The sequence below is a fragment of the Chimaeribacter sp. YP20170169 genome (assembly GCF_056739715.1).
Window position 1 is genome coordinate 693,668 of sequence record NZ_CP176824.1, and the last position, 25,982, is coordinate 719,649.

Sequence of the window (25,982 nt, forward strand, 5' to 3'; positions counted from 1 at the left end):
GGCCTGCGCCGCCTGCTGCCGCGCCACAACGAGGGCTACCTCGCGTGGGTGGTGCTGGTGGTGATGGTCACCTTCTCACTGCTCAGTGACCAGTTCCTCACCGTGCAGAACCTGCTCGACCTGACCGAGAGCTATGCGGTCAGCGGCATCTTTGCCCTCGGGCTGTTCGTGGTGCTGGTGACCGGCGGCATCGACATCTCCTTCGCCGCCGTCGCCTCGGTGGTGCAGTACCTGATCGCCTCGCTGTTCCTGCATCTGGGGCTGACCAGCCCGGTGCTCAGCATCGCGCTCGGCATCGGCGCGGGGATGCTGCTCGGCATGTTCAACGCCCTGCTGATCTACGGCCTGCGCATCGTCTCGATCATCGTCACCATCAGTATGCAGGCGCTGCTGTTCGGCATGTTGATGTGGCTGACCAACGGCCGCAGCCTGTATGACCTGCCGGAGTGGTGGACGCTGCCGCGCAGCGTGCTGCCGTTCAGCCTCGGCGACCAGAGCTACCAGATCGGCCTGCCACTGGTGGTGATGCTGGCGGTGGCGCTGCTCACCTGGCTGCTGCTCAACCGCACCCACCTGGGCCGCCAGCTGTTCGCGATGGGCGGCGATCAAGAGTCGGCGCGGCGCATCGGCATCCGCGTCGGGCTGCTGCACCTGTTCGCCTATGGCTACCTCGGCGCGATGGCGGCGGTCGGCGGGCTGGTGCAGGTCTACCGCGTCGGCGAGGTGGTGCCCAACGCACTGGTCGGCGGCGAGCTGGACGTGCTGGCGGCGGCGGTGCTGGGCGGGGCCAGCCTCAACGGCGGCAAGGGGAGCGTGGTGGGCACCCTGATGGGGGTGTTCCTGATCGGCATGTTGAAGAACGGCCTGAACCTGATCGGTGTCTCCAACTACTTCATGAATGTGGTGATTGGCGTGGTGATTGTCGCCGCCATCACCGTCACCCACTACAAAAAACGCAAAGAGACGGACGTCGGCTTCGTCTGATGGCCGGCGCGGGAGAGCTTATGTTTACGCGGATCAAAAAAGTGGATGGCACCACCCAAGGGCTGCTGCTGTTGCTGGTACTGGTGGTGGTGGGCTTCAGCGTGGCGCTGCCGGGGCGCTTCTTCAACGGCGGCACCTTTATGAGCATCGCCTTCCAGCTGCCGGAGCTGGGGCTGCTGACGCTGGCGATGTTTATCCCGATCCTCAGCGGCGGCCTGAATCTGGCGATCATCGCCACCGCCAACCTCACCAGCCTGCTGATGGCCTGGGTGTTCCTCACCTGGATGCCGCCGGAGGCCGGGCTGGCGCTACAGGCGCTGTGGCTGGCGGTGGCGCTGGTGGGCGCGATGCTGCTGGCGATGGTGATTGGCCTGTTCACCGGCGCGCTGGTGGCCTACGTCGGCGCGCACCCGATTCTGGTGACGCTGGCGACCATGACCATCGTCAACGGCCTCGGCATCTACCTGACGCGCGGCGCGGCCCTGAGCGGAATGCCAGAGATCGTGCGCTACATCGGCGCGGAGACGCTGCTCGGCGTGCCGGTGCCGCTGATCCTGTTTCTGGTGACGGCGCTGCTGCTGGCGCTGTTTTTGGAGAAGACCCGCCTCGGCAAGACCATCTACATGAGCGGCAGCAACATCAACGCCACCCACTTCAGCGGCGTGAACACCCACCGCGTGCTGATGGCGATCTACATGATCTCCAGCCTGCTGTGCGTGATCGCCGGGCTGGTGATGATGGCGCGCTTCAACTCGGCGCGCATGGGCTACGGCGACTCCTACCTGTTGCTGACCGTGCTGGCGATCATCCTCGGCGGCACCGACCCGTTCGGCGGCTTTGGCCGCGTCAGCGGCGTGGTGCTGGCGCTGGTGGTGCTCCAGGTGATCGCCACCGGCCTCAATTTGCTCAACGTCAGCCCGCACTTCAGCCTGGCGATGTGGGGCGCGGTACTGATTCTGGTGCTGGCCGGCAAGTTCTTCCGCCAGCGTTACCAGCAGCGGCGTGCGGCGCGGCTCAGCGCCCTGCGCGCCCGGCAGGCTCGCCCCTGACCCTTTTTCCCCTTAACCTCAGGATACGGACCATGGACTACAAAATTTCGCCCTCGCTGATGTGCATGAACCTGATGGAGATCCGCCAGCAGCTGGCGGTGCTCAATCGCCGCGCCGACATGCTGCACATCGACATCATGGATGGGCACTTCGTGAAGAACATCACCCTGTCGCCCTTCTTTATTGAGCAGATCCGCCCGCACACGCCACTGGTGCTGGACGTGCACCTGATGGTGGAGCACCCGACCGACTTTATCGTGCCGATTGCCGAGGCCGGGGCAGACTTCATCTGCCCGCACGCCGAGACCATCAACCGCGACGCCTTCCGTGTGATTAACCAGATCCGCTCACTTGGCAAAAAGGTGGGCGTGGTGCTCAACCCGGCGACGCCGGTGGAGTACATCCGCCACTACATCCACCTGCTGGACAAGATCACCGTGATGACCGTCGATCCTGGCTACGCTGGCCAGCCCTTCATCCCGGAGATGCTCGGCAAGATCCGCCAGTTGCGCGACCTGAAGCGTGAGCAGGGCCACCGCTACCTGATAGAGATTGATGGCTCCTGCAACAGCCGTACCTACCACGACCTGATGGGCGCGGGCGCGGAAGTGCTGATTGTCGGCACCTCCGGACTGTTCAATCTGGACAGTGACTTGGATGCGGCGTGGGAAAAAATGCTCGATCAGATGCGCCAGGCGGCGTAAACGCGGAGAGGCGTATGCAGCAATTTCTTGGGGTCGATATCGGCGGTACACACACCCGCCTGATGGTAATGGATGAGCAGCAACGCTTTAGCGGCTACCGCAAAGTGCCGACCGCCAGCTGGGCGCGGCAGGCCGATCCGTTGCAGGGGCTGACAGAGCTGATTGCCGCCGCGCGGCCAGAGGGGCCGCTGGCGCGGGTGATGCTCGGGCTGCCCGGCATTCTGTCACGCGACCGGCGGCAGGTGCTCTCGCTGCCCTTCATCCCGGCGCTGGACAACCAGCCGGTGGCGGCGTGCCTTAGCCAGGCGCTGGGGGTAGAGGTGGCGATGGACAAGGACGTCAACCACTTGATGTGGTGGGACTTGACCCGCCTGCCGCACCTGCCGCGCGTGGCGGTCGGGGTCTACCTCGGCACCGGCATGGGCAACAGCCTGTGGCTGGAGGGGGCGTTCTACCACGGCGCGCACGGGGCCGCTGGCGAGCTGGGGCACATGCCGTGGCCGGGCGAAACCACCGCCTGCCGCTGCGGTAACATCGGCTGCGTGGAGAGCGTCACCGCTGGCCACTGGCTGGCGGATTGGGCCACCGCCCACGCCGCGCAGACGCCGATTGGCGAGCTGTTCTTACAGCACGCGGCGCACCCGGATTTGCAGGCGTTCATCACCCGGCTGGCGCAGGCGATTGCCGCCGAGATGAACATCCTCGACCCGGAGCATCTGGTGCTGGGCGGCGGGGTGCTGGCGATGCCCGGCTTCCCGCAGGCGGCGCTGATTGCGCAGATCCGTCGCCATCTACGCGCGCCACAGCCGGCCGGCGGGCTGGCGATCACCCTGAGCGACGTCACTGACGAGACCGGCTGCCGTGGTGCCTGTCTGGCCGCCGCCCGTGACTTTTCCTTTGCCGGCAGCAGGAGGCAGGCATGAGCAACAAAGTGTGTGTGTTTGGATCGTTCAACCTGGATATCGTCGCGGGCATGGCGCGCTTCCCGCTGCCGGGCGAGTCGCTGATTGCGCGCAACAGCATGATGGGCGCGGGCGGCAAGGGGGCCAATCAGGCGATTGCCGCGCTGCGCGCTGGCGCGCGCGTCCACTACATCGGCAAGGTGGGGCGGGATGATTTCGGCCAGTTCGCCCGCCGCCACCTCGACAGCGCCGGTTTTGACGCCGTGACGCTGTTCACCACCGGCGAGCGGCCAACCGGCAATGCGCTGATCTACGTGGCGGGTGAGGATGCGGAGAACATGATCGCGGTCGATCCCGGCGCGAACCTGACGGTCAGCGAGCAGGAGATTGATCAGTGCCGTCCCGCGATTGCCGCGGCCGACATCCTGCTGACCCAGCTGGAGAACAACTTGCCAGCGGTGGAGCGCGCCATCGCGCTGGCGCGTGAGGCGGGCACCTCGGTGATCCTCAACCCGGCGCCGTTCCAGCCGGTGCCGGACGCGCTGCTGCAACAGGTTGACCTGCTGACGCCCAACGCCACTGAGTGTTCGCTGCTCAGCGGTGTGACGGTGACGGACGTGGCCTCGGCGCGTGAGGCGGCGGCGGTGCTGCACCGCAAGGGGATTGCGCGGCTGATCGTCACCCTCGGCACCCAGGGGGCGCTGCTGTCGCTGAAGGGGAGACCACGCTGGTGCCAGCCTGCCGCGCCACGCCAGTTGATACCACCGGCGCGGGCGATGCCTTCAACGGCGCGCTGGCGGCGCAACTGGCGGCCGGCAGTGGGCTGGCGCAGGCGGTGCGGTTTGCCACCGCCTATGCGGCGGTGTGCGTCGAGCGGCCGGGGGCGGCGGCCTCCATGCCGAGCCACGCCGAGGCGCTGGCGCGGCTGCAGGCGGGGTAGGGGATTATTTCAGCCATCCCTGACGCTGGGCGTCTTGCAGGTGGCCTTCCAAATGCCGCCACAGCTCCGGGTGGATCTCGCCGATGAAGGCGTTGCGGCTCAGCACCTGCTCCAGCCGGATGCCATTCTCCACCCAGCTCTGTCCTTGGTTATTGAGGTTCATCAGCACCGGCAGGATGCGGTCGATCACCAGCGCGAAGCGCGCCTCCGGCGTTTCGCCCGCCTCATACTCCTGCCACAGGCCAAGGAAGCGCTCGCGCTGCGGCGACGGCAGCAGGCCAAACAGCCGCTGCGCAGCAGCCTGCTCCTGTTCCTGTACCGCGGCGCGGCCCGCCAGGTCATACACCAGCACGTCGCCCGCGTCGATCTCCACGATGTCATGCAGCAGCGCCATCTGGATCACCTTCTGCACGTCCAGCCCCTCGTCGGCGTAGGGGGCCAGCGTCATCGCCGCCACCGCAAAGTGCCAGCTATGTTCGGCGGAGTTCTCCTGCCGGCTGGTGCCGAGCACCTTGGTGCGGCGCTCCACGGTTTTCAGCTTGTCGATCTCCATCAGGAATTGGAACACTTCGGTCAGGGAACCGAAATCCAGCGCACTTGAAATCAATGACATACACACTCCAGGTCGGACGGCGAAAATGTGATTATTCCGTTAACACTTGGTTGTGACAAGGTCTCACAGATTTTTTGTCAGCTTACACGTGTACTCTGGAATCATTCTCAGTTACCCTGCAAAGGCGACCCATTTCCCCTCTCTGCCGTGAAGGAAGCCAGCGCATGCGTTCAACCCCACCCGCAATTTCCCGTTCTGTTCCCTATCCTTGGGCCGAGGAGCTGGCCAACAGCCTCAGCCACGGCGTTGGCGTGGTATTTGGCATCGTCGGGCTGGTGCTGCTGCTGATGCAGGCGCTGCATGAGGGCGCGGGCGCCGTGGCGCTCACCAGCTACAGCCTGTATGGCGGCAGCATGATTTTGCTCTATCTGGCCTCAACGCTCTACCACGCCATCCCGCACCACCGGGCGAAGTACTGGCTGAAGAAGATTGATCACTGCGCCATCTACCTGTTGATTGCTGGCACCTACACCCCCTTCCTGCTGGTGGGGCTGGATTCGCCGCTGGCGCGCGGGTTGATGGCGGTGATCTGGGGACTGGCGCTGGTCGGCGTGCTGTTCAAGCTGGCGTTTGCCCACCGCTTTGAGGCGCTGTCGCTGGTGACCTACCTGACGATGGGCTGGCTGTCGCTGATTGTCATCTACCAGCTGGCGCGGGCGCTGCCGGTGGGTGGGGTGGCGCTGCTGGCGATTGGCGGGGTGATCTACAGCCTCGGCGTTATCTTCTACGCCTCGCGGCGGTGGCGCTTTGGCCACGCCATCTGGCACGGCTTTGTGCTCGGCGGCAGCGTCTGCCACTTTCTGGCGATCTATCTCTACGTGTAGCGGGCGAAAAAAACGGGGCCAGCAGGCCCCGTTTTTTTATGCTGGGGAGCGTTACTTCTCCTCCACCAGCGAGTAGGGCAGCGGCTGGATGGCGAGGGCACCGTGGGCGTCGTCGCGCACGCGGAAGCGGCTCTCCGGTGCCTGATCGTTGTTCATCACCACCTGTACCCAGACCGTGCCGTCATTGAGCTGTACCGCCGCCAGCACCGTACCGGTGCGCCGCCAGTTCTCGCCCATCTGCAACTCCAGATCCTCGCCGGCGGCTGGCACGCGGCTGGCCTGACCCGCCAGCCAGTAGAGCGCACGCTTGTTCGCGCCACGGTACTTGGCGCGCGCCACCATCTCCTGCCCGGCGTAGCAGCCCTTGCTGAAGCTGATGCCCGCTGGCAGCGCCTGCAAGTTGGTGGCCTGCGGGATGAACTGCGCGCTGTTGGCAGTATCAATCACCGGGTAGCCCGCCTCAATCTCCAGCGCCAGCCACTGCTGGCTGTCATTGTACTGCGCCTCGCCGCCCAGCTTGTCCATCAGTTCACTCGCCTTGTCGGCGCGGGTGACCAGCAGGAAGCGCTCCGCCGGCAGGGCGAAGTGCAGCAGCGTGGAGTCGCCCTGCTGCACCACCGGCCGCTCGGCGGTCGGCAGTTCGTCAAACAGCCCGGCCAGTGCGGCGCGCGCCTGGAAACCGGCCACGCCGAGCAGCGCCGCCTCATCATCCGCGGTGAAGGTCACTTTGGAGAACACCGCGTACTTCTTGATCTCGGCCAGTTGGCTGTCACGCACGCTGCGGCGCTCCAGATAGGCCCAGCCCTCGCCATGCGGGAACAGACGCAGGTTGCTCCACATCTTGCCCTTGGCGTCACAGTGCGCGCACAGCGTGTGCTGGCCAGCGAGCGCGGCCACGTCAGCGGTGACCTGGCCCTGCAAGTAGGTCACCGCGTCAGCGCCAGTGACGTTGACCAGCGCCCACTCCTCAAGGGAGATCAGGGTCAGGGGCAGATGGGACGATGCCGAGGGCTTTTGCGGGGGAAACGGGGTGTGATACGCCATAGTGGATTCCTGCCAGTAGGGTGCCGTAAGTGTTGCTTAATGGTAAAAGAGGCGCGGGGGATTGCAACAGGAATTCGTGGCATCCCAATCGCAACTCCTTGTCGGTGGGGTGTCGGGTGCCGCCTCTTTTTTCGCACTGCGCCGAATTGTTAAGCCGTGGTGCGTGCAGAGTGATAAAATCGGTTTAAACTGATGAACGTCTTTGAAATAAAGGTCGGTAAAACACATGGATATTAACAATAAGGCCCGCATTCACTGGGCATGTCGCCGCGGTATGCGCGAGCTGGACATCGCCATCATGCCGTTCTTCGAGCATGAGTACGACACGCTGTCCGAGGCCGACAAAACCCTGTTTGTCCGCCTGTTGCAGTGCGATGACCCGGATCTCTTCAACTGGCTGATGAATCACGGCGCGCCGCAGGACGAAGCGTTGCAGCGCATGGTTACCCTGATTCAGACGCGAAATAAAGCCCGTGGCCCAGTGGCGATGTGATCTGCGCGTCTCCTGGCGTACCCAGATCCTCTCCCTGTTGCTGCATGGCGGCCTGATCCTGCTGGTGCTGCTGGCCCCCTGGCCGGAGGGCTACATGCTGGTGTGGCTGGCGTTGCTGGTGCCGCTGGTGTTCCAGTGCATCCGCAGCCAAAAGCGCATCTCGGCCTGCCATGGCGAGATGGTGTTCCTATCGCCGCAGCGCCTGCGCTGGAAGCAGCGGGAGTGGGAGTGTGTCGGCTCGCCCTGGCTGCTACGCAGTGGCGCCATCATGCTGCTCAAGCCGCTGGCTGGCGCGGAGAGCCTGCCGTTCTTGCAGCGCCGCCGCCAGCGGTTTTGGCTGGCCTCTGACGCGCTGTCACCAGAGGCATGGCGCCACTTCCGCGCCTACATGCAGAGCGGCGCGGGGCAGGGGGAGACGTAGGGACGGACGGCAGTTCACTACAGCAGCGGTGCCATCTCCTGGAGGATCTGCTCGCACCACTGCTGGATGCGCTCATCGCTCAGCTCATATTGGTTCACGTCATCCAGCGCCAGCCCGACGAAGTGCTTGCCATCGGGCGTCAGCGGTTTCGGGCTGGAGAACTCGAAGCCCTCGGTGGGCCAGTAACCGATAAAGTGCACGCCCTTGGGTTTGAGCTGATCGTGCAGCATCCCGAGCGCGTCCAGGAACCATTCACCGTAGCCGGCTTGGTCGCCCATGCCATACAGGGCGACAATCTTGCCCTTCAGGCTCAGGGTCACCAGCTGGTTCCAGACCGCCTCCCAATCCTCCTGCAACTCGCCAAAATCCCAGGTCGGGATGCCAAGGATCAGTACCGGGTACTCCTCCATCAGCTTGGGATCGGCATCGCGCAGGTTATGCAGATCGACCAGCTCCTCGCCCAGAATGTCGCGGATCTTCTCCGCTGCCATCTCGGTATAACAGGTGCTCGAACCGTAAAACAGACCAATCTTCATTTTATGTTGCCATCAGGTTACAGAATTGGAGATAAGCTGAGTGTATCAGATTTGCTCCACTATTTTGCCCTGCGATGAGGCATAATGACGGCCGAGATCACTTCACTCCGGGAGCCAGCGTGACACAGCTTGAGCATGACCACAGCCTGATTGAACAGTTCCTCGACGCCCTGTGGCTGGAGCGCAACCTGGCGCAAAATACGCTCGATTCCTACCGCATTGACCTGCACACGCTGGCGGCCTGGCTGCACCACCACCAGAGCGGCCTGCTGGCCGCCGACACCCCGGCGTTGCAGGCGTTTCTGGCGGAGCGCGTCGAGGGCGGCTACAAGGCTAGCAGCTCGGCGCGGCTGGTCAGCGCCATGCGCCGCCTGTTCCAGTACCTCTACCGGGAGAAACAGCGCACCGATGACCCGAGCGCGCTGCTGGCCTCGCCCAAGCTGCCGCAGCGGCTGCCGAAAGACCTGAGCGAGGCGCAGGTGGAGGCGCTGTTGCAGGCACCCAGCCCCGAGAACCCGCTGGAGCTGCGCGACAAGGCGATGCTCGAGGTGCTCTACGCCACCGGGCTGCGCGTCTCGGAGCTGGTGGGCCTGACCCTAAGCGACGTCAGCCTGCGTCAGGGCGTGGTGCGGGTGATCGGCAAGGGCAACAAGGAGCGGCTGGTGCCGCTCGGCGAGGAGGCGATCCACTGGCTGGAGAACTACCTGGAGTTTGGCCGCCCGTGGCTGCTGAATGGCCAGACCCTCGACATCGTGTTCCCCAGCAACCGCAGCCAAAAGATGACGCGCCAGACTTTCTGGCACCGCATCAAGCACTATGCGGTTCTGGCTGGTATTGACAGCGACCGGCTCTCGCCCCACGTGCTGCGCCACGCCTTTGCCACCCATCTGCTGAACCACGGCGCGGATCTGCGTGTCGTACAGATGCTGCTGGGCCATAGCGATCTCTCTACTACGCAGATCTACACCCATGTGGCAACGGAACGGCTGAAGCAGCTTCATCAACAGCATCATCCCCGCGCCTGAGCGGCGGGGGGCACTACAAGGAACAGGAATGAAAAACCCGATCATGTCGCTGGCCCTACTGGCCGCGATGTTCTGTGGCGGCGCGCAGGCGGATGACGCCGCCATCATCAACAGCCTGAAGAGCCTCGGCGTGCAGCATATGGAGATCCAGCCCGCGCCGGTGGCTGGCCTGAAGACCATCCTGACCGAGAATGGCGTGCTCTACGCCACCGACGATGGCCGCTATATGGTGCAGGGGCCGCTGTATGACGTCAGCGGCAAGCAGCCGGTCAACATCACCAACCGCCTGCTGCTGAAAAAACTCGACAGCCTCGAGGGCGAGATGATCGTCTACAAGGCTGCGCAGCAGCGCCATGTGATCACCGTCTTCACCGACATTACCTGCGGCTACTGCCACAAGCTGCATGAGCAGATGAAAGAGTACAACGCGCTGGGCATCACGGTGCGCTACCTCGCCTTCCCACGGCAGGGGCTGGCCTCGGCCAACGAGAAGCAGATGCAATCGATCTGGTGCGCCGCCGACCGCAACCGCGCCTTCGATGACGCGATGCGTGGCGACGCGCCGTCGCCAGCCACCTGCCAGACTGATATCAGCCGCCACTTTGAGCTGGGCGTGCAGTTTGGCGTCTCCGGCACGCCAGCCATCGTGCTGGAGAATGGCACGATGGTGCCGGGCTACCAGCCGCCGAAAGAGATGGCGGCGATGCTGGATGCCCAGAAGGCGTCACACAATGAGAAAAATTGATGATGGTGGTAAGTCCTGAGTGATCACGCAAACAACCCTGCGCCGCCGTGAGGCGGCCGAGGCCGGGGCGCTGCCCGCCGGTCTCTCCCCGCTGCTGCGCCGCCTTTACGCCGCGCGCGGCGTCCGCCAGCCAGAAGAGTTGGAGCGCGGCGTGCGCGGCCTGCTCAGCTACCAGCAACTGAGCGGCATTGATCAGGCGGTGGCGCTGCTGCAACAGGCGCTGGCCGATCGCCGGCGCATTATGGTAGTCGGCGACTTTGACGCCGACGGTGCCACCAGCACCGCCCTGACGGTGCTGGCATTGCGCAGCATGGGCGGCAGCGAGGTGAGCTATCTGGTGCCGAACCGCTTCGACGATGGCTACGGCCTTAGCCCGGAGGTGGTAGAGCAGGCGGCGGCGCGCGGCGCGGAGCTGATCCTGACGGTCGATAACGGCATCTCCTCCCACGCTGGCGTGGCGCTGGCGCATGAGAAGGGGCTTCAGGTGCTGGTCACGGATCACCACCTGCCGGGCGATACCCTGCCGGAGGCGGACGCCATCGTGAACCCCAATTTGGCGACCTGTGCCTTTCCCTCCAAGTCGCTGGCTGGTGTGGGCGTTGCCTTTTACCTGATGCTGGCGCTGCGCAGCGCCCTGCGCGACGCTGGCTGGTTCGCCCAGCGCGGGCTGGCGGAGCCAAATCTGGCAGAGATGCTTGATCTGGTGGCGCTCGGCACGGTGGCGGACGTGGTGCCGCTGGATGCCAACAACCGCATTTTGGTCTACCAAGGGCTAAACCGCATCCGCGCCGGCAAGTGCCGCCCCGGCATCCGCGCGCTGCTGGAGGTCTCCGGGCGCGAGGCGCGCACCCTGGCGGCCAGTGACCTCGGCTTTGGCCTGGGGCCACGGCTGAACGCTGCTGGCCGGCTGGATGATATGTCGATTGGCGTGGCGCTGCTGCTGAGCGATGACCTCGCGCAGGCGCGGGCGCTTGCCAACGATCTCGACGCCCTCAACCAGACGCGACGCGAGATTGAACAGGGGATGCAGATGGAGGCGCTGGCGCTCTGCAACCAGCTGGAGCGTAGCAGCACCGTGCTCCCCTCTGGTCTGGCGATGTACCACCCGGAGTGGCATCAGGGGGTGGTGGGCATCCTCGCCTCCCGCATCAAGGAGCGCTTCAATCGCCCGGTGATCGCCTTTGCCCCGGCGGGCGAGGGGGTGCTGAAAGGCTCTGGCCGCTCCATCGCTGGCCTGCACATGCGTGACGCGCTGGAGCGCATTGATACTCTCCACCCCGGCTTGATAATGAAGTTCGGCGGCCACGCGATGGCAGCCGGGCTGTCACTGGAGGAGGCGCACTTTGAGCGCTTCCGCGACTGCTTCGCCGAGCTGGTGGGCGAGTGGCTGGATCCTTCGCAGCTGGAGGGGGTGATCTGGTCGGATGGCGAACTGGCCCCGCAGCAACTGACGCTGGAGACCGCCGAGCTGCTGCGCGACGGCGGCCCGTGGGGGCAGGCGTTCCCGGAGCCGACCTTTGATGGCGTGTTCCGCATCCTGCAACAGCGGCTGGTGGGCGAGCGCCACCTCAAGCTGATGGTGGAGCCGCTCGGCGGTGGCCCGCTGCTGGATGGCATCGCTTTCAACATCGACACCACCCAGTGGCCGGACACCAGCATCCGCGAGGTGCAGCTTGCCTACCGGCTGGATGTCAACGAGTTCCGTGGCAACCGCAGCGTGCAGCTGTTGATCCAGCATCTGTGGCCGCGCTAGGCGGCCGCCGGGGCGGCAGAAATCGGCGCAACTTGCTATAAACCCGCCGCCAGATCCGTTAGAATTATCGGTTCGAATGGCACTTCGTCACCGACGACTTAACGTAAGACTCATAAACCATGTTTGAAATTAATCCGGTAAAAAACCGAATTCAGGACCTGTCTGAGCGGACAGCTGTTCTGAGGGGGTATCTTTGACTACGATGCCAAGAAAGAGCGACTGGAAGAAGTAAACGCCGAGCTGGAGCAGCCCGACGTCTGGAACGAGCCTGAACGCGCCCAGGCGCTGGGCAAAGAGCGCGCCTCACTGGAAGCGATCGTTGAGACCCTCGACCAGCTGACCCAAGGGCTGGACGATGTCAACGGCCTGCTGGAGCTGGCGGTGGAAGCCGACGACGAAGAGACCTTCAACGAAGCCGTTGAGGAGTTGGACGGTCTGGATAGCAAGCTGCAACAGCTTGAGTTCCGCCGCATGTTCTCCGGTGAGTATGACAGCGCCGACTGCTACCTGGACATCCAGGCTGGTTCCGGCGGCACCGAGGCACAGGACTGGGCCAGCATGTTGCTGCGCATGTACCTGCGCTGGGCTGAGGCCAAGGGCTTCAAGACCGAGATCATCGAAGAGTCCGACGGTGACGTGGCTGGCCTGAAGTCCGCCACCCTGAAAATCATCGGCGACTACGCCTTTGGCTGGCTGCGCACGGAGACCGGCGTCCACCGTCTGGTGCGCAAAAGCCCGTTTGACTCCGGCGGCCGCCGCCACACCTCCTTCAGTTCCGCGTTTGTCTACCCGGAAGTGGATGAGGACATCGACATCGAGATCAACCCGGCAGACCTGCGTATTGACGTCTACCGTGCCTCCGGCGCGGGCGGCCAGCACGTTAACCGGACGGAATCCGCGGTGCGTATCACCCACGTTCCGACCGGCACGGTCACCCAGTGCCAGAACGACCGTTCCCAGCACAAAAACAAAGATCAAGCGATGAAGCAGATGAAGGCGAAGCTGTACGAGCTTGAGATGCAAAAGAAAAATGCTGAGAAACAGGCGATGGAAGAGAACAAATCTGACATCGGCTGGGGCAGCCAGATCCGCTCCTATGTGCTGGATGACTCCCGCATCAAGGATCTGCGCACCGGCGTTGAAACACGCAATACCCAGGCCGTACTCGATGGCGATCTGGACAAATTCATTGAGGCAAGTTTGAAAGCCGGGTTATGAGGAACCGAAATGTCTGAGCAACAACCCCAAGGCGCAGATCAGGCGCAGGAACTGAACAGCGAACTGAAGGCGCGCCGCGAGAAGCTGGCCGCCCTGCGTGAAAAAGGCGTGGCATTCCCGAATGACTTCCGTCGCGAAAACACCTCTGACGCGCTGCACGCCGACTATGACAGCAAAGAGCCGGAAGAGCTGGAGGCGCTGGGCGTCGAAGTGACCATCGCTGGTCGCATGATGACCCGCCGCATCATGGGCAAGGCGTCGTTCGCCACCCTGCAAGATGTGGGCGGCCGCATCCAGATCTACGTCTCGCGTGATGACCTGCCGGAAGGCATTTACAACGAGCAGTTCAAGAAGTGGGACTTGGGTGACATCCTGGGTGCGCGCGGCAAGCTGTTCAAAACCAAGACCGGCGAACTCTCCATCCACTGTACTGAACTGCGTCTGCTGACCAAGGCACTGCGCCCGTTGCCGGACAAGTTCCACGGCCTGGCTGACCAGGAGACCCGCTACCGCCAGCGTTACCTCGACCTGATCGCCAACGACGAGTCGCGTAACACCTTCAAGGTGCGCTCCCAGATCATGTCCGGCATCCGCAGCTTCATGGTGGGCCGCGACTTCATGGAAGTCGAAACGCCGATGATGCAGGTGATCCCAGGCGGCGCCTCCGCGCGTCCGTTCATCACCCACCACAACGCGCTCGACATCGATATGTACCTGCGCATCGCGCCGGAGCTGTACCTGAAGCGTCTGGTGGTGGGCGGTTTTGAGCGCGTGTTCGAGATCAACCGCAACTTCCGCAACGAAGGGGTATCGCCGCGCCATAACCCAGAGTTCACCATGATGGAACTCTACATGGCCTATGCGGACTACCGTGACCTGATCGAGCTGACCGAAAGCCTGTTCCGCACCCTGGCGCAGGACGTGCTCGGCACCACCAAGGTGCCCTATGGCGATCAGGAGTTTGACTTCGGCAAGCCATTCGAGAAGCTGACGATGCGCGAAGCGATCCTGAAGTATCGCCCGGAGACCAACCTGGCCGATCTGGATGATTTCGACAAGTCCGTGGCGATCGCCCACTCGCTGGGCATCAAGGTTGAAAAGAGCTGGGGTCTGGGCCGCTTGGTCACCGAGATCTTTGAAGAGACCGCAGAGAGCCACCTGATTCAGCCGACCTTCATCACCGAGTACCCGGCTGAAGTGTCACCGCTGGCGCGCCGCAACGACGAGAACCCGGAGATCACCGACCGCTTCGAATTCTTCATCGGCGGCCGTGAGATCGGTAACGGCTTCTCCGAGCTGAACGACGCAGAAGATCAGGCTGAGCGCTTCCAGCAGCAGGTTAACGCCAAGGATGCCGGCGATGACGAAGCGATGTTCTATGACGAAGATTACGTCACCGCGCTGGAGCACGGCCTGCCGCCGACCGCCGGTCTGGGCATCGGCATCGACCGCATGGTGATGCTGTTCACCAACAGCCACACCATCCGCGACGTGATCCTGTTCCCGGCGATGCGCCCGCAGAAATAAGCCTTCCTCATCTTTATCAAAGAGCGCCCCGGCGCTCTTTTTTATGTCTGTTATTTGCCGTGATTGATGTGTTATGACCGCAGGTTATACTTTTTTAGCGGATAAATGATAGGAATAACAGTTGCTTAGTGAAAACCTTAGCGGACACCTTCCAATAAGGGGATTACCATGGCAACGCAATTTCCATCAGGGCTACATCTGGCCACCAGCGCCATCGACGTCAACAGCTGGTATCAACCGGTCACGCTGATCTTCAGCAACCACGGCAAGGCGGTGCTGGATCTCAATCAGGCCGAGCTGAATTTTACCGCCAATGGTGGCATCGATGCTTACGCGCCGGTAGGCGGGTCGCTGATGGGCGGCAAGATGCCCGACATCACCTTCACTGACGAGTGGCCGCTGAAGCACACGCGCGTGGTGCTGGATAACGGCGGGCCGCTGCTATTAGCGCCCGGCCAGCTTGGCACCTTGGTGTTCAACCTCGCTGCCGGGCAGATCCCGTTTGAGGTCAGCCACTGGACGTTGACCCTCGCCAGCGGCGAGCAGGGTGAGGGCGAGGAAACTCCTGCCGAGGAGCCAACGCCCGTTGCGCCAGAACCCGAGCCGGAGATTGCCCCTGAACCAGAGCCTGAAGCAGAGAGCGCCCCGGTGCCAGACCCTGAGCCGGAGGTTGCCCCCACGCCCGAGCCGACTGATAACCTGCCGCCGCCGGATTGGGAAGAGGAGGCGTCACCTGCGCCCCAAGAGCCGGCGGCGGCCAGTGTGGCGGTCAGCGTCAGCGCGCTAGCCTCCAGCAGCTGGTATCAGAAGGTGACCCTGAGCCTGACCAACGCCAGCCAGCAGGTGATCGATCTGGCCCATGCGGAGATTGAGTTCCTCGCCACCGGCCACCCCGATGAGTATAGCCCCTACGGCGGCACGCTGGCAGCCGGTGGCGCGCCCACCCTGACCCGTGACGGCGGCTGGCCGCTGGAAAAAAATACGCTGGTGCTGCCCGCAAGCAAGCCCATGACGCTAAAACCGGGGGCCAGCGCGACATTAAGCTTTAGCCTGAGCGCCACCCAGACGCCGGTCACGCTGGGCGATGTGCACGTCACGTTGCAAAACGATCCGGCCCGGCAGGGGGAGCTGGCGCTGACCGCCCCCGGTTGCCCGCTGGCCGGTTTGCCCAGCCCGCTAGTGGTGCTGGTGGATCCGCAGGGCAAATCCGTGACCCACACGCTGGCATGGGGCAGCACCACGCGCATAGCGAACCTGGCCTATGGCCGCTACACCCTGCAACTGCCGGTGCTGGAGAGTGAGGAAGCGAGCCTCACCCCGCAGCAGGCGCAGCAGACGCTGTCGCTGTCGGCCAGCAACTCGCCCTACCAGGTGGCGCTGGCCTATCAGGCCCCGCACATCTTCGCCTCCGCCACCCTGACGCTGATGAACAACCACAGCATCCGGCAGGGGCTGATCCGCCTCAACCTGTCGCAGGGCGGCCAGACACTGGAGGGGGATCACACGCTCTCCTTTGGTGAGTCGCTGACCCTTAACCGGCTGACGCATCAGGTGGCCTGTCAGGTCAAGATTGTCACCACCCACATCAACAATACCGAGTTCACCAACCAGTCGGCGCTGAACAGCTTTATCCCGAACAAAAACAGCCCGTTGGCCGTGACGGTGGGCTACCAGACGCGCAACCTCAACACCAGCGGCATGGTGAAGGCGACGCTCTCCACCACCGGTCTGCCAGCCGGCAGCCATAAGTTGGAGGTGTCGCTGGTCAGCCCGGACGGCCTGACGCAGTACTACTTCACCCTAAATGGCAGCAGCGAACAGGCGATCCCGCTACCGCTGGCGGCAGGTGACTACATCCTGAGCGCGGGCCGCCTGAGCCTCAACGGCCGCACCTATCTGGCGCAGCGCGCCAGCGTCACGCTCTCCGCCAGCCAGAGCCGCATCCGGCTGGTGTTTGAGCAGGGCGTTGACCTACAGGTGCGCGGCTGGCCGGACTATCTGGCGCACGGCGGCGTCACGGTCAACTCGCAGGCCAGCGTCACCGCCTACCAGAACGTGCCGGTCAGCGCGATCTTCAAGTATGACGGCTTCGACGGCGGCGGCGATCCGTTGCCCGCGCCGGAAGTGGATGAGAACGGCGACGGCTACCTCGATCTCCACACCCTGCCGGTGCACCGCACCTGCAAGGTGGCGCGCGAGATGGAGCAGAACAGCGGGCAGCCGGTGATGCCGGTGATGGTGGTCTACACCGCCAACGCCAGCGGCGGCAGCGCGCTCCCGGATCTCCAGGACACGCAGCGCCTGCGCAACCACTTCGGCAGCTTCATCACCCAGTGCGTCGCGGCGCAGAGCTACAAGGATGCCGCGCACCCGGTGCCGGTCACCTTTGTACTCAACCCGGACTTCCTCGGCGCGATGCAGCAGGAGCCGTATGGCTATGAGGTGGTGCGGCAGGCCAATAGCGTGCAGGTCAACAGGCTGCTAAAACAGGCGGTGCAGGATCTGGCGCCGCTGCTTAAGTTCAGCGCGCCCACGCTGCCGACGTTCCGCGACGATCTCTATGGCTATGTGCAGGCGATCAACTTCATCGTTCGCCACTTCGCGCCCGACGTCCCCTTCGGCTGGCAGACCAACGTCTGGGCGACCGGCACCGCCGACTGGGTACTGCGCGAGAACGTGGACGCCCGCGCCCATGCCGACGCGGTGGTTAATTTCATTGATGAGCTGGGGGTCTACCGGGGGGAGGCGGTGCCGGACTTTATCGTCTTCGATAAGTTTGAGCGCGACTGCTTCAGCCCGGATGCGCTGGCGCACTATGGCTGGAACGCCTCCAGCTGGCTCAACTACCTGAAGCTGGTGAAGTACACCGCCGCTGGCTTGAACCGACCGGCGATGATCTGGCAGATCCCCGGCGGCCACATGCCCACCGAGAGCGAGGGCACCTCGCTGATCCCCAGCAGCCACTTCGGCTCTGGCGGCACCTTCCTGATGGGGGACGATCGCATCGGCAGCAACGTCTCCACCATCTACGCCGGGCTGCGCAACACGCCGCTCAACCCGGTGAATTATGGCGCGGCCACCGTCGGGGAGTTTTTGCAGCGCGACAAGGGCTACGACTGGGGCCAGCAGCAGGTGCATAACCTGCCGGATTACAACATCTTCTCCGTGCTGTGGGGCGGTGGCTCGACCGTCAGTATCACCACCATCCACTCCAACGGCGATGACGGCGGCTGGCTGGCAGAAAAGATGCGGGCTTACTACGCCGCGCCACGCCGATTCTCCGCCTGAGGCGGCCAATGCATTGCGATTGCTCAAAACACCGCCAATTGGCGGTGTTTTACTGCTTGTCTCTCAGGCGGTTAGGGTTATAATGCCCCTCACACCGACGCGGGTGTAGTTCAATGGTAGAACGGCAGCTTCCCAAGCTGCATACGAGGGTTCGATTCCCTTCACCCGCTCCAAATCTCTCCCCTTGCAGTAAAACTTCATCAGAATTCTCTTTTTCCCAACAAGTTACCTTAGATAAATTGTCTGTAATCGTTCTACCATTGAACGACGAAATACCAACAAATGTTCTCGCCTGACGGCTCCGCGCGTTGTCTTACCGCCAACCGGTTTTATGGAGGGTATTGTCCAACATCGGGGATAAAGGGAAAGGCTGGAGAGAACCAGCCTTCGGCGGTCATCTCACCTTTTTAAAGATCAGTAGGATGAGAGGCACGCAGATCGCAAAGCCAAAAAGGGCGACAGTAAAAACGCCATCAGTGGCTTGCATGATCGAGTCTATAGAAGCTTGGTACTCTCTTAATGGGATTGGGTCAGAAAACCGCATACTTTCACTCTCGCTGAATGCGGAAAAAGAGAAGGTAGATAGCACCAGTGCGATAAAGTAGCATAGCGATACAATGACAATCCCACCCCATCGGAAAACGGTTTTAGTTCTATTCGTCATCGCCATAAGATCCCCCTAATACGCCACCTACAGTGCCGCCGGAATACGGAGACAATGAATCGCCAGTGGCTGCACCTTCCGCAGCAACATGCTGAACTATCCCGCCGGGAGTTTCCTGGAATGGTTGTAAGTTATCTGAATTAGGGTATTGCTCTTTGAATACTCCTGTCATCTCAACGACAAGCATCGAGGACATGTCTCCACCCTTCGTGATGAGAAATCTTTGCAGCGATACCGGAACGGTAAAATCTTCCTCGGCTTCAATAGGTAGTTGGGTCGTCATAGATGTGTAACTGTGCTCAAATACCGTAGAGCCAGCAAACTTAATCCCCGCAACTGAATGTGTGGTGCAATTGCTGCCAGTAACGTCATACTCATCAATGGTATGGCCTCTCCTCCTTGTTGTCTCTGGCATTTTTGATGTTTGTATAGCTGGCTTACTGCTGTTCCATGGGTCTTCGAAGAACGCTCTTGTCTTCACCGGGTCAGCATCGTCTATGCGGAAAACACGAGCACCCATCTCATAGAGTTCAGAACGATAGTAAACCCTTGCATCTTCATCTTGCAGGAAGTTAAGAACACCATCTCCCGTAAAGCCTCCACGATTGGTTCTGCCATAGCGACCATACGTGTAGAGATAGACATTGTTATTCTCGTGCACCGAAACGAAAACGTGACCTGCGTTTTTGGTTTCAGTCCAGATGTAAACGCCGTTCAATAGCGGGTTATCTTCTGGTTGGCAGGTGTCAGCAAAGCTCTCCGTTTTGGGATCGTCAATTGGGCCAGGCAGAACAGGAAATTCTACCTGGTGGTAATGGTCTGTTGTGGGGGATTTAGAAAACTCGTAGGTGTCAAAAATGGAAGGAATAAAACGTGATTTGCAAGGGCAGGAGCTACGGCTGTGCAGTGTTCCGGCTACTCTTTTACCATGTATATCATCGGTATCAAGTCCCCCCACGATGCGGAATCTCCCCGCATGTTTACCACAGGTCACTTGATGGCCTTCGCAAGCCATGTCTTTACCGAAAAACTGATGATCGGTACACCCTTCAATAATCCGACCACCGCAAACTGTCTTATCGCCCCTGAATAAAAAATGACCGATAGTCATTCATTCTCATCCTTATGTTGTCTGTAAATCCATACGGAAAGTGTAGGCTTTTGGCGTTGGCGAGTAAATGAGCAGCTGTAATAGAGTTATTAGAATAACTATGGGTTAATTTTGGGTTAAGTAATACTAACGAAAAAGAGCGTTGCTCCTCGTATTATCTTTTTAAAGCCTGTAGCCACATCATTAATAGAGGGCATTGTCCAAAATCGGAAATAAAGGAAAAGGCTAGAAATATCTAGCCTTTGGTGGTCATCTCACCTTTTTGAAGATAAGTAGGATCAGAGGTACACCGATCACAAAACCGTAAATTGCCGCATCAAAAACACCGCTTGTAGCTTGAGCAAGTGAATCAACAGCTTGGTAATACTCTTTTAATGGAACAGGGTTTGAGACAAGCGTCTGATTTTCATAGAAAACTGTGAATGCTTGTGAGGCGACAAACAAACTGAAGAAGTAACCCAAGCTGACAATGCAAATCCCTCCCCATCGAAGAACGGTTTTAGTTCTACTCGTCAACGTCATAAGATCCACCTAATACACCGCCAAAAGTACCGCTGGAATACTGTGATAATGAATCGCCAGTAGCGGCGGCTTCGGCTGCAATATGCTGAACTTTCCCCTTTGGCGACGCTTGGTAGCGCAGTAAATTGTCCTTGTTAGGGTACATTTTTTTAAACTCGTTTGTCATTTCAACCACTGTCATTGATGAGAAGTCAGAGCTTTTTGACTCAAGATAACGCTGCAATGAGACAGGGATGGTGAAGTCTTCTTCGGATTCGATAGGAATTTGCGTAGTGATGGATGTGTAGTTGTGCTCGAATACCGTTGAACCGGCAAACTTGATCCCTTCAACGGAGTGAGTTGTACAGTTATTTCCTGTTACGTCATACTCATCGATAGTGTGGCCTCTCCGCTGGGTTGTTTCTTTCATCTCCGATGTTCGAATCGCTGGTTGGCCCTTGTTCCAAAGATCTTCAAAGAATTGTCTCGTTTTCGTCGGGTCAGCGTCATCTATTCGAAATGCTCTTGCGCCCATACGGTACAGTTCTGCTCTATAGTAAACCCTCGCATCTTCATCTTGCAGAAAGTTTAAAATCCCATCACCAGTTAAATTCCCTGGGCCTGTCCTACCGTAACGACCATAGGTGTACAGATAAATTGAATTATCCTGATGTACGGATACGCAAGCGTGTCCTGCGTCCGTGGTTTCAGTCCAGATGTAAACGCCGTTCAATAGCGGGTTATCTTCTGGTTGGCAGGTGTCAGCAAAGCTCTCCGTTTTGGGATCGTCAATTGGGCCAGGCAGAACAGGAAATTCTACCTGGTGGTAATGGTCTGTTGGCTCTGTTATGGGGGATTTAGAAAACTCGTAGGTGTCAAAAATGGAAGGAATAAAACGGGATTTGCAAGGGCAGGAGCTACGGCTGTGCAGTGTTCCGGCTACTCTTTTACCATGTATGTCATCGGTATCAAGTCCCCCACGATGCGGAATCTCCCCGCATGTTTACCACAGGTCACTTGATGGCCTTCGCAAGCCATGTCTTTACCGAAAAACTGATGATCGGTACACCCTTCAATAATCCGACCACCGCAAACTGTCTTATCGCCCCTGAATAAAAAATGACCGATAGCCATTCATTCTCATCCTTATGTTGTCTGTAAATCCATACGGAAAGTGTAGGCTTTTGGTGTTGATGAGTAAATGAGCAGCTGTGGCAGAATCATTAAAGTAGGTGTGGGTTAAGTGACTTTAAAGAAAAGGGGCGTTGCGCTCCGCGTATTTATTTTCCCTGCTATCACAGTATCAATCCAACCCACCCCCTTCGCTCATGCCTGAACCTTTATCCTGCGGTTTGGCAATTTTACCGGTTATCCTGATCTGGCTTGCAATCTCGTGTAGTCAACTATACTGAAAATCATGGCATCTCATTGCATAACCGTGTGAGATAAGTCCAATTTTTAGCGTCAGGCCGTTGCCTGGCTCCGTTCTCAGGCTGGTAACAGCCCTCTGATACAGGAGAAAGCACGATGACACACTATCCGACCCCCCCACAGCCAGAACAGCAGCAGAGCGTACCGGGCACCATCTTTGATATGGAGCCGAAACCCGACCACGGCGAAACCAGCTACAAAGGCTCAGGCCGGCTGGCGGGCAAAAAAGCCATCATCACCGGCGGTGACTCGGGGATTGGCCGTGCCGTGGCGATTGCCTATGCGCGTGAAGGGGCCGACGTCCTGATCTCCTACCTGAATGAGCATGAAGACGCCAAAGACACCGCGCGACTGGTGGAAGAGGCCGGCCAGAAAGCCGTGCTGGTTGAGGGTGACATCACCGAGCTGGCGCACTGCAAGGCGATCGTGGAAAAAGCGGTGGAAGCCTTCGGCCGCATCGACATTTTGGTCAACAACGCCGCCTTCCAGATGGTGCGCCAGTCGCTGGATGAGATCAGCGATGAAGAGTTTGACCGCACGATGAAAACCAACATCTACGGCATGTTCCGTCTGGTGAAGGCCGCGGTGCCGCACATGCCGAAGGGTAGCTCCATCATCAGCACCACCTCCATTAATGCTGACCAGCCGAAGCCGATGCTGGTGGCCTACTCGGCGACCAAAGCCGCCATGCTGAACATGTCTGGCAGTCTGGCGCAGTTGCTGGCAGAGAAGGGCATCCGCTCCAACACCGTTGCTCCCGGCCCAATCTGGACGCCGCTGATCCCGGCCACCATGCCGGCGGAGCAAGTGAAAGAGCTGGGCAGCGCGATGCCGATCAAGCGCGTCGGCCAGCCGGCAGAGCTGGCAGCCCCGTATGTGATGCTGGCCAGCGACGAGGCGAGCTACATCTCTGGCGCGAACATTGCCGTGACGGGTGGCCAGCCCATCATCTAAGGAGGTGCGAATGGACGCTTACCCCTTATCGCTGACTACGCCGCTCGCCACTCATATCTTTGGCGGAGAGAAGATCCGCCAAATCCTCGGCAGAACGGGGCTGCCAGAGGGCCGCATCGCCGAGACCTGGGAGGTGAGTGACGTTGACGGCATGATCGCCACCGTCACCCACGGCACGCTGGCGGGCAAAACGCTGCGGGAGCTGACGCAGCGTTACCCCGACGAGCTGGTCGCGCCCGGCTGGCGCGGCCCGCACTTCCCGCTGCTCAGCAAGTTCATCGACGCCAGCCACCTGCTGCCGGTGCACCTGCACGCCAATGACGAGGCGGCGCAACGGCTTGAGCGCCAGCCCAATGGCAAAACCGAGGCGTGGCACATCCTGTGGGCCGCACCGGGTGCCACCTGCCTGCTGGGCATCAAGCCGGGCGTGGATCGCGACACCCTGCGCGCCGCGCTGCTGGCAGAGGAGTATGACGCGGTGATGTACCGCTTCCCGGTGCGCGCTGGCGATACCTTCTACGTGCCGGGCGGGATGCTGCACTCGTTCGGGCCGGACACGCTGATCTATGAGATTGAGCAGACCTCCAACATCCAGCAGCACGCGATGCCGTGGCGGATGGAGGATGGCAAACCGCTGTCGCGCGCCACGCAGGAGCGCAACATCGACGCGCTGTTAGAGGAGCTGCGGCCGGAGCTGCGCACCGTGCCGTTCCCCGGCCTGTTGCGTGAGGAGACGCCAGCCTGCCGCCGCATTATGTGCTGCGCTGGCCCGTACTTTGCACTGGAGCGCTGGCAGATCTCCGCCTCTTATGCCTACACCTTCACCTCGGCGCAGTTAATCTCCAATATCGGCGAGCCGTGCGACGTGGAGGCCAACGGCCAGTGTTACCGGCTTGGCTGTGGTGAAAGCCTGCTGCTGCCGGCGGCGCTGGGCAAGGTGCTGTTCCGTGGGCCGGGCGAAATCCTGGTGGGATATGTGCCCGATCTGGAACGTGACGTGCGTGCGCCGCTACGGGCGATGGGCTGCGATGCGCGCAGCATCGCGCTGCTCGGTGACGTGGATGACCAGTGGCGGTAACCGCCGCCAACCCAACAACTGCAAGGAGAGAGAATGGCCAGTTATAAAGTGGTATTTGAACGTGAGGATGGCAGCCATGCCAGTGCGGAGGAGCTGGTGATCGTCAGCGAGCATGAGCTGACGGACAAAAGCCCGGAAGTGCTGGAGCAGGCGAAACAGAAAGCCGGCGACAACGTCAAAATCATCTCGGTTGCACCGGTGCCCTGAGCAAGCCTACCAGCCGATGCCCCCGCCTGTCAGGCGGGGGCCATTTCCTCCTCCACTTAGCTTCCTGCCTGTTTACCCCACTGCCTTCCCCCGCATCGCTATCTATCCTGTAACTTGCAAAATGCTAGTGACCTCGCTAGAGTGACTTTCATTATGCAAATGAGGTGCTGATGAAACGACGAGACTTAAGTGAAGAGGCATGCCCCATCGCGCGCAGTTTGGATCGGGTGGGGGAGTGGTGGAGCCTGCTGATTATGCGTGACGCCTTCCACGGTTTGCGGCGCTTCGATGAGTTCCAGAAGAGCCTGGCCATCGCACCCAATATCCTGAGCCGCCGGCTGGCGACGCTGGTGGAGAACGGGCTGCTGGAGAAGCGCGCCTACAGCCAGCGGCCGCCGCGTTATGAGTACCACCTGACTGAGGCCGGGCAGGGGCTGGCACCGGTGCTGCTCAGCCTGCTGCACTGGGGCAACACCTACTTTGCGCCTGAGGGGGCGAGCATCACGCTGGCCGACCGCGCCACGGGCCGGGTGGTCACGCCGGTGCTGTATGACCTCGAGCAGCAGAAACCCATCAGCCTGGAGAGCCACCAACTGGTGGCCGGGCCAGCCGCCGATGAAAACATGGGCGCGCGCATCCGGCGCGCCAACGAACAGCAGGAGAGCGCAAATGAGTAAGCAACGCATCGTGGTGACCGGCATGGGCATCGTCTCCCCGCTTGGCTGTGGGATTGAGCCGGTCTGGCGACGGCTGCTGGCGGGCGACTCTGGGGTGGCAGAGCTGCCAGCGGCGGCGGTGGCTGACCTGCCGACCCGCATTGGCGGCCAAGTGCCGGACATCGCGCACGACCCGGAGGCGGGCTTTGACCTTGAGCGGGCGGTGCCAGCCAAGGAGCAGAAGAAGATGGACCGCTTCATCACCTTCGCGCTGGCCGCCGCCCGTGAGGCACTGGCGCAGGCCAACTGGCAGCCGGAGAGCGAGGCGCAGCGTGAGCGTACCGCCACGGTGATTGGCTCCGGCATCGGTGGCTTCCCGGCCATCGCGCAGGCGGTGACCACCACGGCGGAGAAGGGGCCGCGCCGTCTCTCCCCCTTCACCATCCCGGCCTTTTTGGCGAATATGGCGGCCGGGCACGTCTCGCTGGCCTTTGGCCTGAAAGGCCCGATGGGCACGCCGGTGGCCGCCTGTGCCGCTGGCGTGCAGGCGATTGGCGACGCGGTGCGCCTGCTGCGCAGCGATGAGGCCGACGTGGTGCTGTGCGGCGGCAGCGAGGCGGCGATCGATCGCGTCAGCCTCGGCGGCTTTGCCGCGGCGCGGGCGCTCTCCACCGGCTTCAACGACCAGCCGCAAGCCGCCTCGCGCCCCTTTGATACCGCCCGCGATGGCTTCGTGATGGGCGAGGGGGCGGGCCTGCTGGTGGTGGAGACGCTGGAACATGCACTGGCGCGCGGCGCCACGCCGCTGGCGGAAGTGGTGGGCTACGGCACCACCGCCGACGCCTACCACCTGACCGCCGGGCCAGAGGATGGCAGCGGCGCGCGCCGTGCGATGGAACTGGCGCTGAAGCAGGCGGGCGTGGCACCGCATCAGGTGCAGCACCTGAATGCCCACGCCACCTCCACGCCGGTCGGTGACCGGGGCGAACTGGCGGCGATCAAGGCGCTGTTTGGTGAGAACAGTGGCCTGGCCGTCACCTCCACCAAGGCTTCCACCGGCCACCTGCTGGGCGCGGCTGGCGGCATTGAGGCAATCTTCACCCTGCTGGCGCTGCGTGACCAGATTGCGCCACCGAACCGTAACCTGACACAGCCAGACCCGGCGGCGGAGGGGGTCGATCTGGTCGGCCCGACGGCGCGGCCCATGGCGATGGAGTACGCGCTCTCCAATGGCTTTGGATTTGGCGGCGTCAACGCCAGCGTACTGTTCCGCCGCTGGCAGGGCTAACGCGGCAAACATCAGAGAAATCAATC

Annotated in this window: 23 protein-coding genes, 1 tRNA gene and 2 pseudogenes; 20 read left to right on the forward strand and 6 right to left on the reverse strand. The window is 61.5% G+C overall.

From position 1 onward, the window contains the following. Nucleotides 1-63: 63 nt before the first annotated feature. The 5 genes and pseudogenes from ACK3SD_RS03145 to rbsK all read left to right on the forward strand — a co-directional run bounded on the left by ACK3SD_RS03145 (nucleotide 64) and on the right by rbsK (nucleotide 4,579). The gene (locus ACK3SD_RS03145; RefSeq protein ID WP_240775758.1) at nucleotides 64-984 is read left to right on the forward strand and encodes an ABC transporter permease; all 921 of its coding nucleotides are present in this window, start codon (nucleotides 64-66) and stop codon (nucleotides 982-984) included. Between the two features lie 20 nt (nucleotides 985-1,004). Next, entirely contained in the window at nucleotides 1,005-2,033 is a 1,029-nt protein-coding gene (locus ACK3SD_RS03150) for an ABC transporter permease (RefSeq protein ID WP_481126734.1), read from the forward strand. A gap of 32 nt (nucleotides 2,034-2,065) precedes the next feature. Beyond that, entirely contained in the window at nucleotides 2,066-2,737 is a 672-nt protein-coding gene (gene alsE / locus ACK3SD_RS03155; protein ID WP_137762222.1) for a D-allulose 6-phosphate 3-epimerase, read from the forward strand. Between the two features lie 14 nt (nucleotides 2,738-2,751). Then, nucleotides 2,752-3,660 carry an allose kinase gene (alsK, locus tag ACK3SD_RS03160; protein WP_481126735.1) on the forward strand — a complete coding sequence of 303 codons (909 nt, stop codon included), beginning with the start codon at nucleotides 2,752-2,754 and terminating at the stop codon, nucleotides 3,658-3,660. Beyond that, nucleotides 3,657-4,579, forward strand: a pseudogene (rbsK, locus tag ACK3SD_RS03165) (ribokinase). The gene alsK and the pseudogene rbsK overlap by 4 nt, the downstream one beginning before the upstream one ends. 4 nt (nucleotides 4,580-4,583) lie before the next feature. Here the strand turns inward: rbsK and ACK3SD_RS03170 are convergent. Further along, on the reverse strand, nucleotides 4,584-5,192 hold the full coding sequence (locus tag ACK3SD_RS03170; protein ID WP_481126736.1) for an HD domain-containing protein: 609 nt from the start codon (nucleotides 5,190-5,192) through the stop codon (nucleotides 4,584-4,586). A 164-nt stretch (nucleotides 5,193-5,356) separates the two neighbouring features. On the opposite strand from ACK3SD_RS03170, the gene trhA reads away from it, so the two are divergent. Further along, nucleotides 5,357-6,016: a PAQR family membrane homeostasis protein TrhA gene (trhA, locus tag ACK3SD_RS03175; RefSeq protein WP_481126737.1), complete on the forward strand. Its 660-nt coding sequence runs from the start codon at nucleotides 5,357-5,359 to the stop codon at nucleotides 6,014-6,016. Between the two features lie 51 nt (nucleotides 6,017-6,067). Here the strand turns inward: trhA and ygfZ are convergent, their stop codons facing one another. Next, the gene (gene ygfZ / locus ACK3SD_RS03180; RefSeq protein ID WP_481126738.1) at nucleotides 6,068-7,060 is read right to left on the reverse strand and encodes a tRNA-modifying protein YgfZ; all 993 of its coding nucleotides are present in this window, start codon (nucleotides 7,058-7,060) and stop codon (nucleotides 6,068-6,070) included. A 226-nt stretch (nucleotides 7,061-7,286) separates the two neighbouring features. On the opposite strand from ygfZ, the gene sdhE reads away from it, so the two are divergent. Further along, nucleotides 7,287-7,553 carry an FAD assembly factor SdhE gene (gene sdhE, locus ACK3SD_RS03185; RefSeq protein ID WP_137762228.1) on the forward strand — a complete coding sequence of 89 codons (267 nt, stop codon included), beginning with the start codon at nucleotides 7,287-7,289 and terminating at the stop codon, nucleotides 7,551-7,553. Continuing rightward, on the forward strand, nucleotides 7,534-7,974 hold the full coding sequence (locus ACK3SD_RS03190; protein WP_481126739.1) for a protein YgfX: 441 nt from the start codon (nucleotides 7,534-7,536) through the stop codon (nucleotides 7,972-7,974). Before sdhE ends, ACK3SD_RS03190 begins: the two co-directional genes overlap by 20 nt. A 17-nt stretch (nucleotides 7,975-7,991) precedes the next feature. Here ACK3SD_RS03190 and fldB read toward each other — a convergent pair whose 3' ends face one another. Next, nucleotides 7,992-8,510: a flavodoxin FldB gene (fldB, locus tag ACK3SD_RS03195; protein WP_481126740.1), complete on the reverse strand. Its 519-nt coding sequence runs from the start codon at nucleotides 8,508-8,510 to the stop codon at nucleotides 7,992-7,994. Between the two features lie 74 nt (nucleotides 8,511-8,584). On the opposite strand from fldB, the gene xerD reads away from it, so the two are divergent. The 7 genes from xerD (at nucleotide 8,585) to ACK3SD_RS03230 (ending at nucleotide 18,239) form a co-directional block, all read left to right on the forward strand. Further along, nucleotides 8,585-9,535, forward strand: coding sequence for a site-specific tyrosine recombinase XerD (xerD, locus tag ACK3SD_RS03200; protein ID WP_481126741.1), 951 nt, complete (start codon nucleotides 8,585-8,587; stop codon nucleotides 9,533-9,535). A 28-nt stretch (nucleotides 9,536-9,563) separates the two neighbouring features. Further along, a complete protein-coding gene (dsbC, locus tag ACK3SD_RS03205) occupies nucleotides 9,564-10,280 on the forward strand; it encodes a bifunctional protein-disulfide isomerase/oxidoreductase DsbC (protein WP_481126742.1) in 717 nt (238 codons plus the stop codon). Nucleotides 10,281-10,299: 19 nt separating this feature from the next. Continuing rightward, nucleotides 10,300-12,033 carry a single-stranded-DNA-specific exonuclease RecJ gene (recJ, locus tag ACK3SD_RS03210; RefSeq protein WP_481126743.1) on the forward strand — a complete coding sequence of 578 codons (1,734 nt, stop codon included), beginning with the start codon at nucleotides 10,300-10,302 and terminating at the stop codon, nucleotides 12,031-12,033. 119 nt (nucleotides 12,034-12,152) lie between these two features. Next, nucleotides 12,153-13,251 (forward strand): peptide chain release factor 2 gene (gene prfB / locus ACK3SD_RS03215; protein WP_481126744.1). Its coding sequence is split into 2 segments (ribosomal slippage): nucleotides 12,153-12,227 and nucleotides 12,229-13,251, totalling 1,098 coding nucleotides; the frame shifts between segments, so codons are not numbered across the junction. A 9-nt stretch (nucleotides 13,252-13,260) separates the two neighbouring features. Beyond that, nucleotides 13,261-14,778 (forward strand): lysine--tRNA ligase, encoded by a 1,518-nt coding sequence (gene lysS, locus ACK3SD_RS03220; protein ID WP_137762235.1) that lies wholly within the window; start codon nucleotides 13,261-13,263, stop codon nucleotides 14,776-14,778. 168 nt (nucleotides 14,779-14,946) lie between these two features. Then, complete coding sequence (locus tag ACK3SD_RS03225) at nucleotides 14,947-18,066, forward strand: chitinase (RefSeq protein ID WP_481126745.1); 3,120 nt, start codon at nucleotides 14,947-14,949, stop codon at nucleotides 18,064-18,066. Between the two features lie 99 nt (nucleotides 18,067-18,165). Next, nucleotides 18,166-18,239: transfer RNA gene (locus ACK3SD_RS03230), tRNA-Gly, on the forward strand. A 480-nt stretch (nucleotides 18,240-18,719) separates the two neighbouring features. Here the strand turns inward: ACK3SD_RS03230 and ACK3SD_RS03235 are convergent. The 3 genes and pseudogenes from ACK3SD_RS03235 to ACK3SD_RS03245 all read right to left on the reverse strand — a co-directional run bounded on the left by ACK3SD_RS03235 (nucleotide 18,720) and on the right by ACK3SD_RS03245 (nucleotide 21,476). After that, complete coding sequence (locus tag ACK3SD_RS03235) at nucleotides 18,720-19,841, reverse strand: PAAR domain-containing protein (RefSeq protein ID WP_481126746.1); 1,122 nt, start codon at nucleotides 19,839-19,841, stop codon at nucleotides 18,720-18,722. Nucleotides 19,842-20,090: 249 nt separating this feature from the next. After that, entirely contained in the window at nucleotides 20,091-20,363 is a 273-nt protein-coding gene (locus ACK3SD_RS03240; RefSeq protein ID WP_481126747.1) for a hypothetical protein, read from the reverse strand. After that, nucleotides 20,347-21,476: pseudogene (locus ACK3SD_RS03245) on the reverse strand (PAAR domain-containing protein). Before ACK3SD_RS03245 ends, ACK3SD_RS03240 begins: the two are co-directional and overlap by 17 nt. A 393-nt stretch (nucleotides 21,477-21,869) precedes the next feature. On the opposite strand from ACK3SD_RS03245, the gene ACK3SD_RS03250 reads away from it, so the two are divergent. The 5 genes from ACK3SD_RS03250 (at nucleotide 21,870) to fabF (ending at nucleotide 25,956) form a co-directional block, all read left to right on the forward strand. Further along, on the forward strand, nucleotides 21,870-22,727 hold the full coding sequence (locus tag ACK3SD_RS03250; RefSeq protein ID WP_481126748.1) for a glucose 1-dehydrogenase: 858 nt from the start codon (nucleotides 21,870-21,872) through the stop codon (nucleotides 22,725-22,727). A gap of 10 nt (nucleotides 22,728-22,737) precedes the next feature. Then, the gene (locus ACK3SD_RS03255; RefSeq protein WP_481126749.1) at nucleotides 22,738-23,805 is read left to right on the forward strand and encodes a class I mannose-6-phosphate isomerase; all 1,068 of its coding nucleotides are present in this window, start codon (nucleotides 22,738-22,740) and stop codon (nucleotides 23,803-23,805) included. 33 nt (nucleotides 23,806-23,838) lie between these two features. Further along, on the forward strand, nucleotides 23,839-24,012 hold the full coding sequence (locus ACK3SD_RS03260) for a hypothetical protein (RefSeq protein WP_168195796.1): 174 nt from the start codon (nucleotides 23,839-23,841) through the stop codon (nucleotides 24,010-24,012). 170 nt (nucleotides 24,013-24,182) lie between these two features. Next, nucleotides 24,183-24,689, forward strand: a complete 507-nt coding sequence (locus ACK3SD_RS03265; protein WP_481126750.1) for a winged helix-turn-helix transcriptional regulator — start codon at nucleotides 24,183-24,185, stop codon at nucleotides 24,687-24,689. Next, entirely contained in the window at nucleotides 24,682-25,956 is a 1,275-nt protein-coding gene (gene fabF / locus ACK3SD_RS03270) for a beta-ketoacyl-ACP synthase II (RefSeq protein ID WP_481126751.1), read from the forward strand. Before ACK3SD_RS03265 ends, fabF begins: the two co-directional genes overlap by 8 nt. Nucleotides 25,957-25,982 lie beyond the last annotated feature (26 nt).

Excerpts from the sequence above, each read along its gene's own strand:
- xerD (WP_481126741.1), top strand. The coding sequence starts at position 8,585 with ATGAGGCATAATGACGGCCGAGATCACTTCACTCCGGGAGCCAGCGTG.
- ACK3SD_RS03170 (WP_481126736.1), bottom strand. The coding sequence starts at position 5,192 with ATGTCATTGATTTCAAGTGCGCTGGATTTCGGTTCCCTGACCGAAGTG.
- sdhE (WP_137762228.1), top strand. The coding sequence starts at position 7,287 with ATGGATATTAACAATAAGGCCCGCATTCACTGGGCATGTCGCCGCGGT.
- ACK3SD_RS03250 (WP_481126748.1), top strand. The coding sequence starts at position 21,870 with ATGACACACTATCCGACCCCCCCACAGCCAGAACAGCAGCAGAGCGTA.
- ACK3SD_RS03265 (WP_481126750.1), top strand. The coding sequence starts at position 24,183 with ATGAAACGACGAGACTTAAGTGAAGAGGCATGCCCCATCGCGCGCAGT.
- ACK3SD_RS03150 (WP_481126734.1), top strand. The coding sequence starts at position 1,005 with ATGTTTACGCGGATCAAAAAAGTGGATGGCACCACCCAAGGGCTGCTG.
- ACK3SD_RS03235 (WP_481126746.1), bottom strand. The coding sequence starts at position 19,841 with ATGACTATCGGTCATTTTTTATTCAGGGGCGATAAGACAGTTTGCGGT.
- ACK3SD_RS03255 (WP_481126749.1), top strand. The coding sequence starts at position 22,738 with ATGGACGCTTACCCCTTATCGCTGACTACGCCGCTCGCCACTCATATC.
- ACK3SD_RS03240 (WP_481126747.1), bottom strand. The coding sequence starts at position 20,363 with ATGACGTTGACGAGTAGAACTAAAACCGTTCTTCGATGGGGAGGGATT.
- ACK3SD_RS03260 (WP_168195796.1), top strand. The coding sequence starts at position 23,839 with ATGGCCAGTTATAAAGTGGTATTTGAACGTGAGGATGGCAGCCATGCC.
- lysS (WP_137762235.1), top strand. The coding sequence starts at position 13,261 with ATGTCTGAGCAACAACCCCAAGGCGCAGATCAGGCGCAGGAACTGAAC.
- ACK3SD_RS03145 (WP_240775758.1), top strand. The coding sequence starts at position 64 with ATGGTCACCTTCTCACTGCTCAGTGACCAGTTCCTCACCGTGCAGAAC.
- alsE (WP_137762222.1), top strand. The coding sequence starts at position 2,066 with ATGGACTACAAAATTTCGCCCTCGCTGATGTGCATGAACCTGATGGAG.
- alsK (WP_481126735.1), top strand. The coding sequence starts at position 2,752 with ATGCAGCAATTTCTTGGGGTCGATATCGGCGGTACACACACCCGCCTG.
- trhA (WP_481126737.1), top strand. The coding sequence starts at position 5,357 with ATGCGTTCAACCCCACCCGCAATTTCCCGTTCTGTTCCCTATCCTTGG.
- fldB (WP_481126740.1), bottom strand. The coding sequence starts at position 8,510 with ATGAAGATTGGTCTGTTTTACGGTTCGAGCACCTGTTATACCGAGATG.
- ACK3SD_RS03225 (WP_481126745.1), top strand. The coding sequence starts at position 14,947 with ATGGCAACGCAATTTCCATCAGGGCTACATCTGGCCACCAGCGCCATC.
- ygfZ (WP_481126738.1), bottom strand. The coding sequence starts at position 7,060 with ATGGCGTATCACACCCCGTTTCCCCCGCAAAAGCCCTCGGCATCGTCC.
- fabF (WP_481126751.1), top strand. The coding sequence starts at position 24,682 with ATGAGTAAGCAACGCATCGTGGTGACCGGCATGGGCATCGTCTCCCCG.
- dsbC (WP_481126742.1), top strand. The coding sequence starts at position 9,564 with ATGAAAAACCCGATCATGTCGCTGGCCCTACTGGCCGCGATGTTCTGT.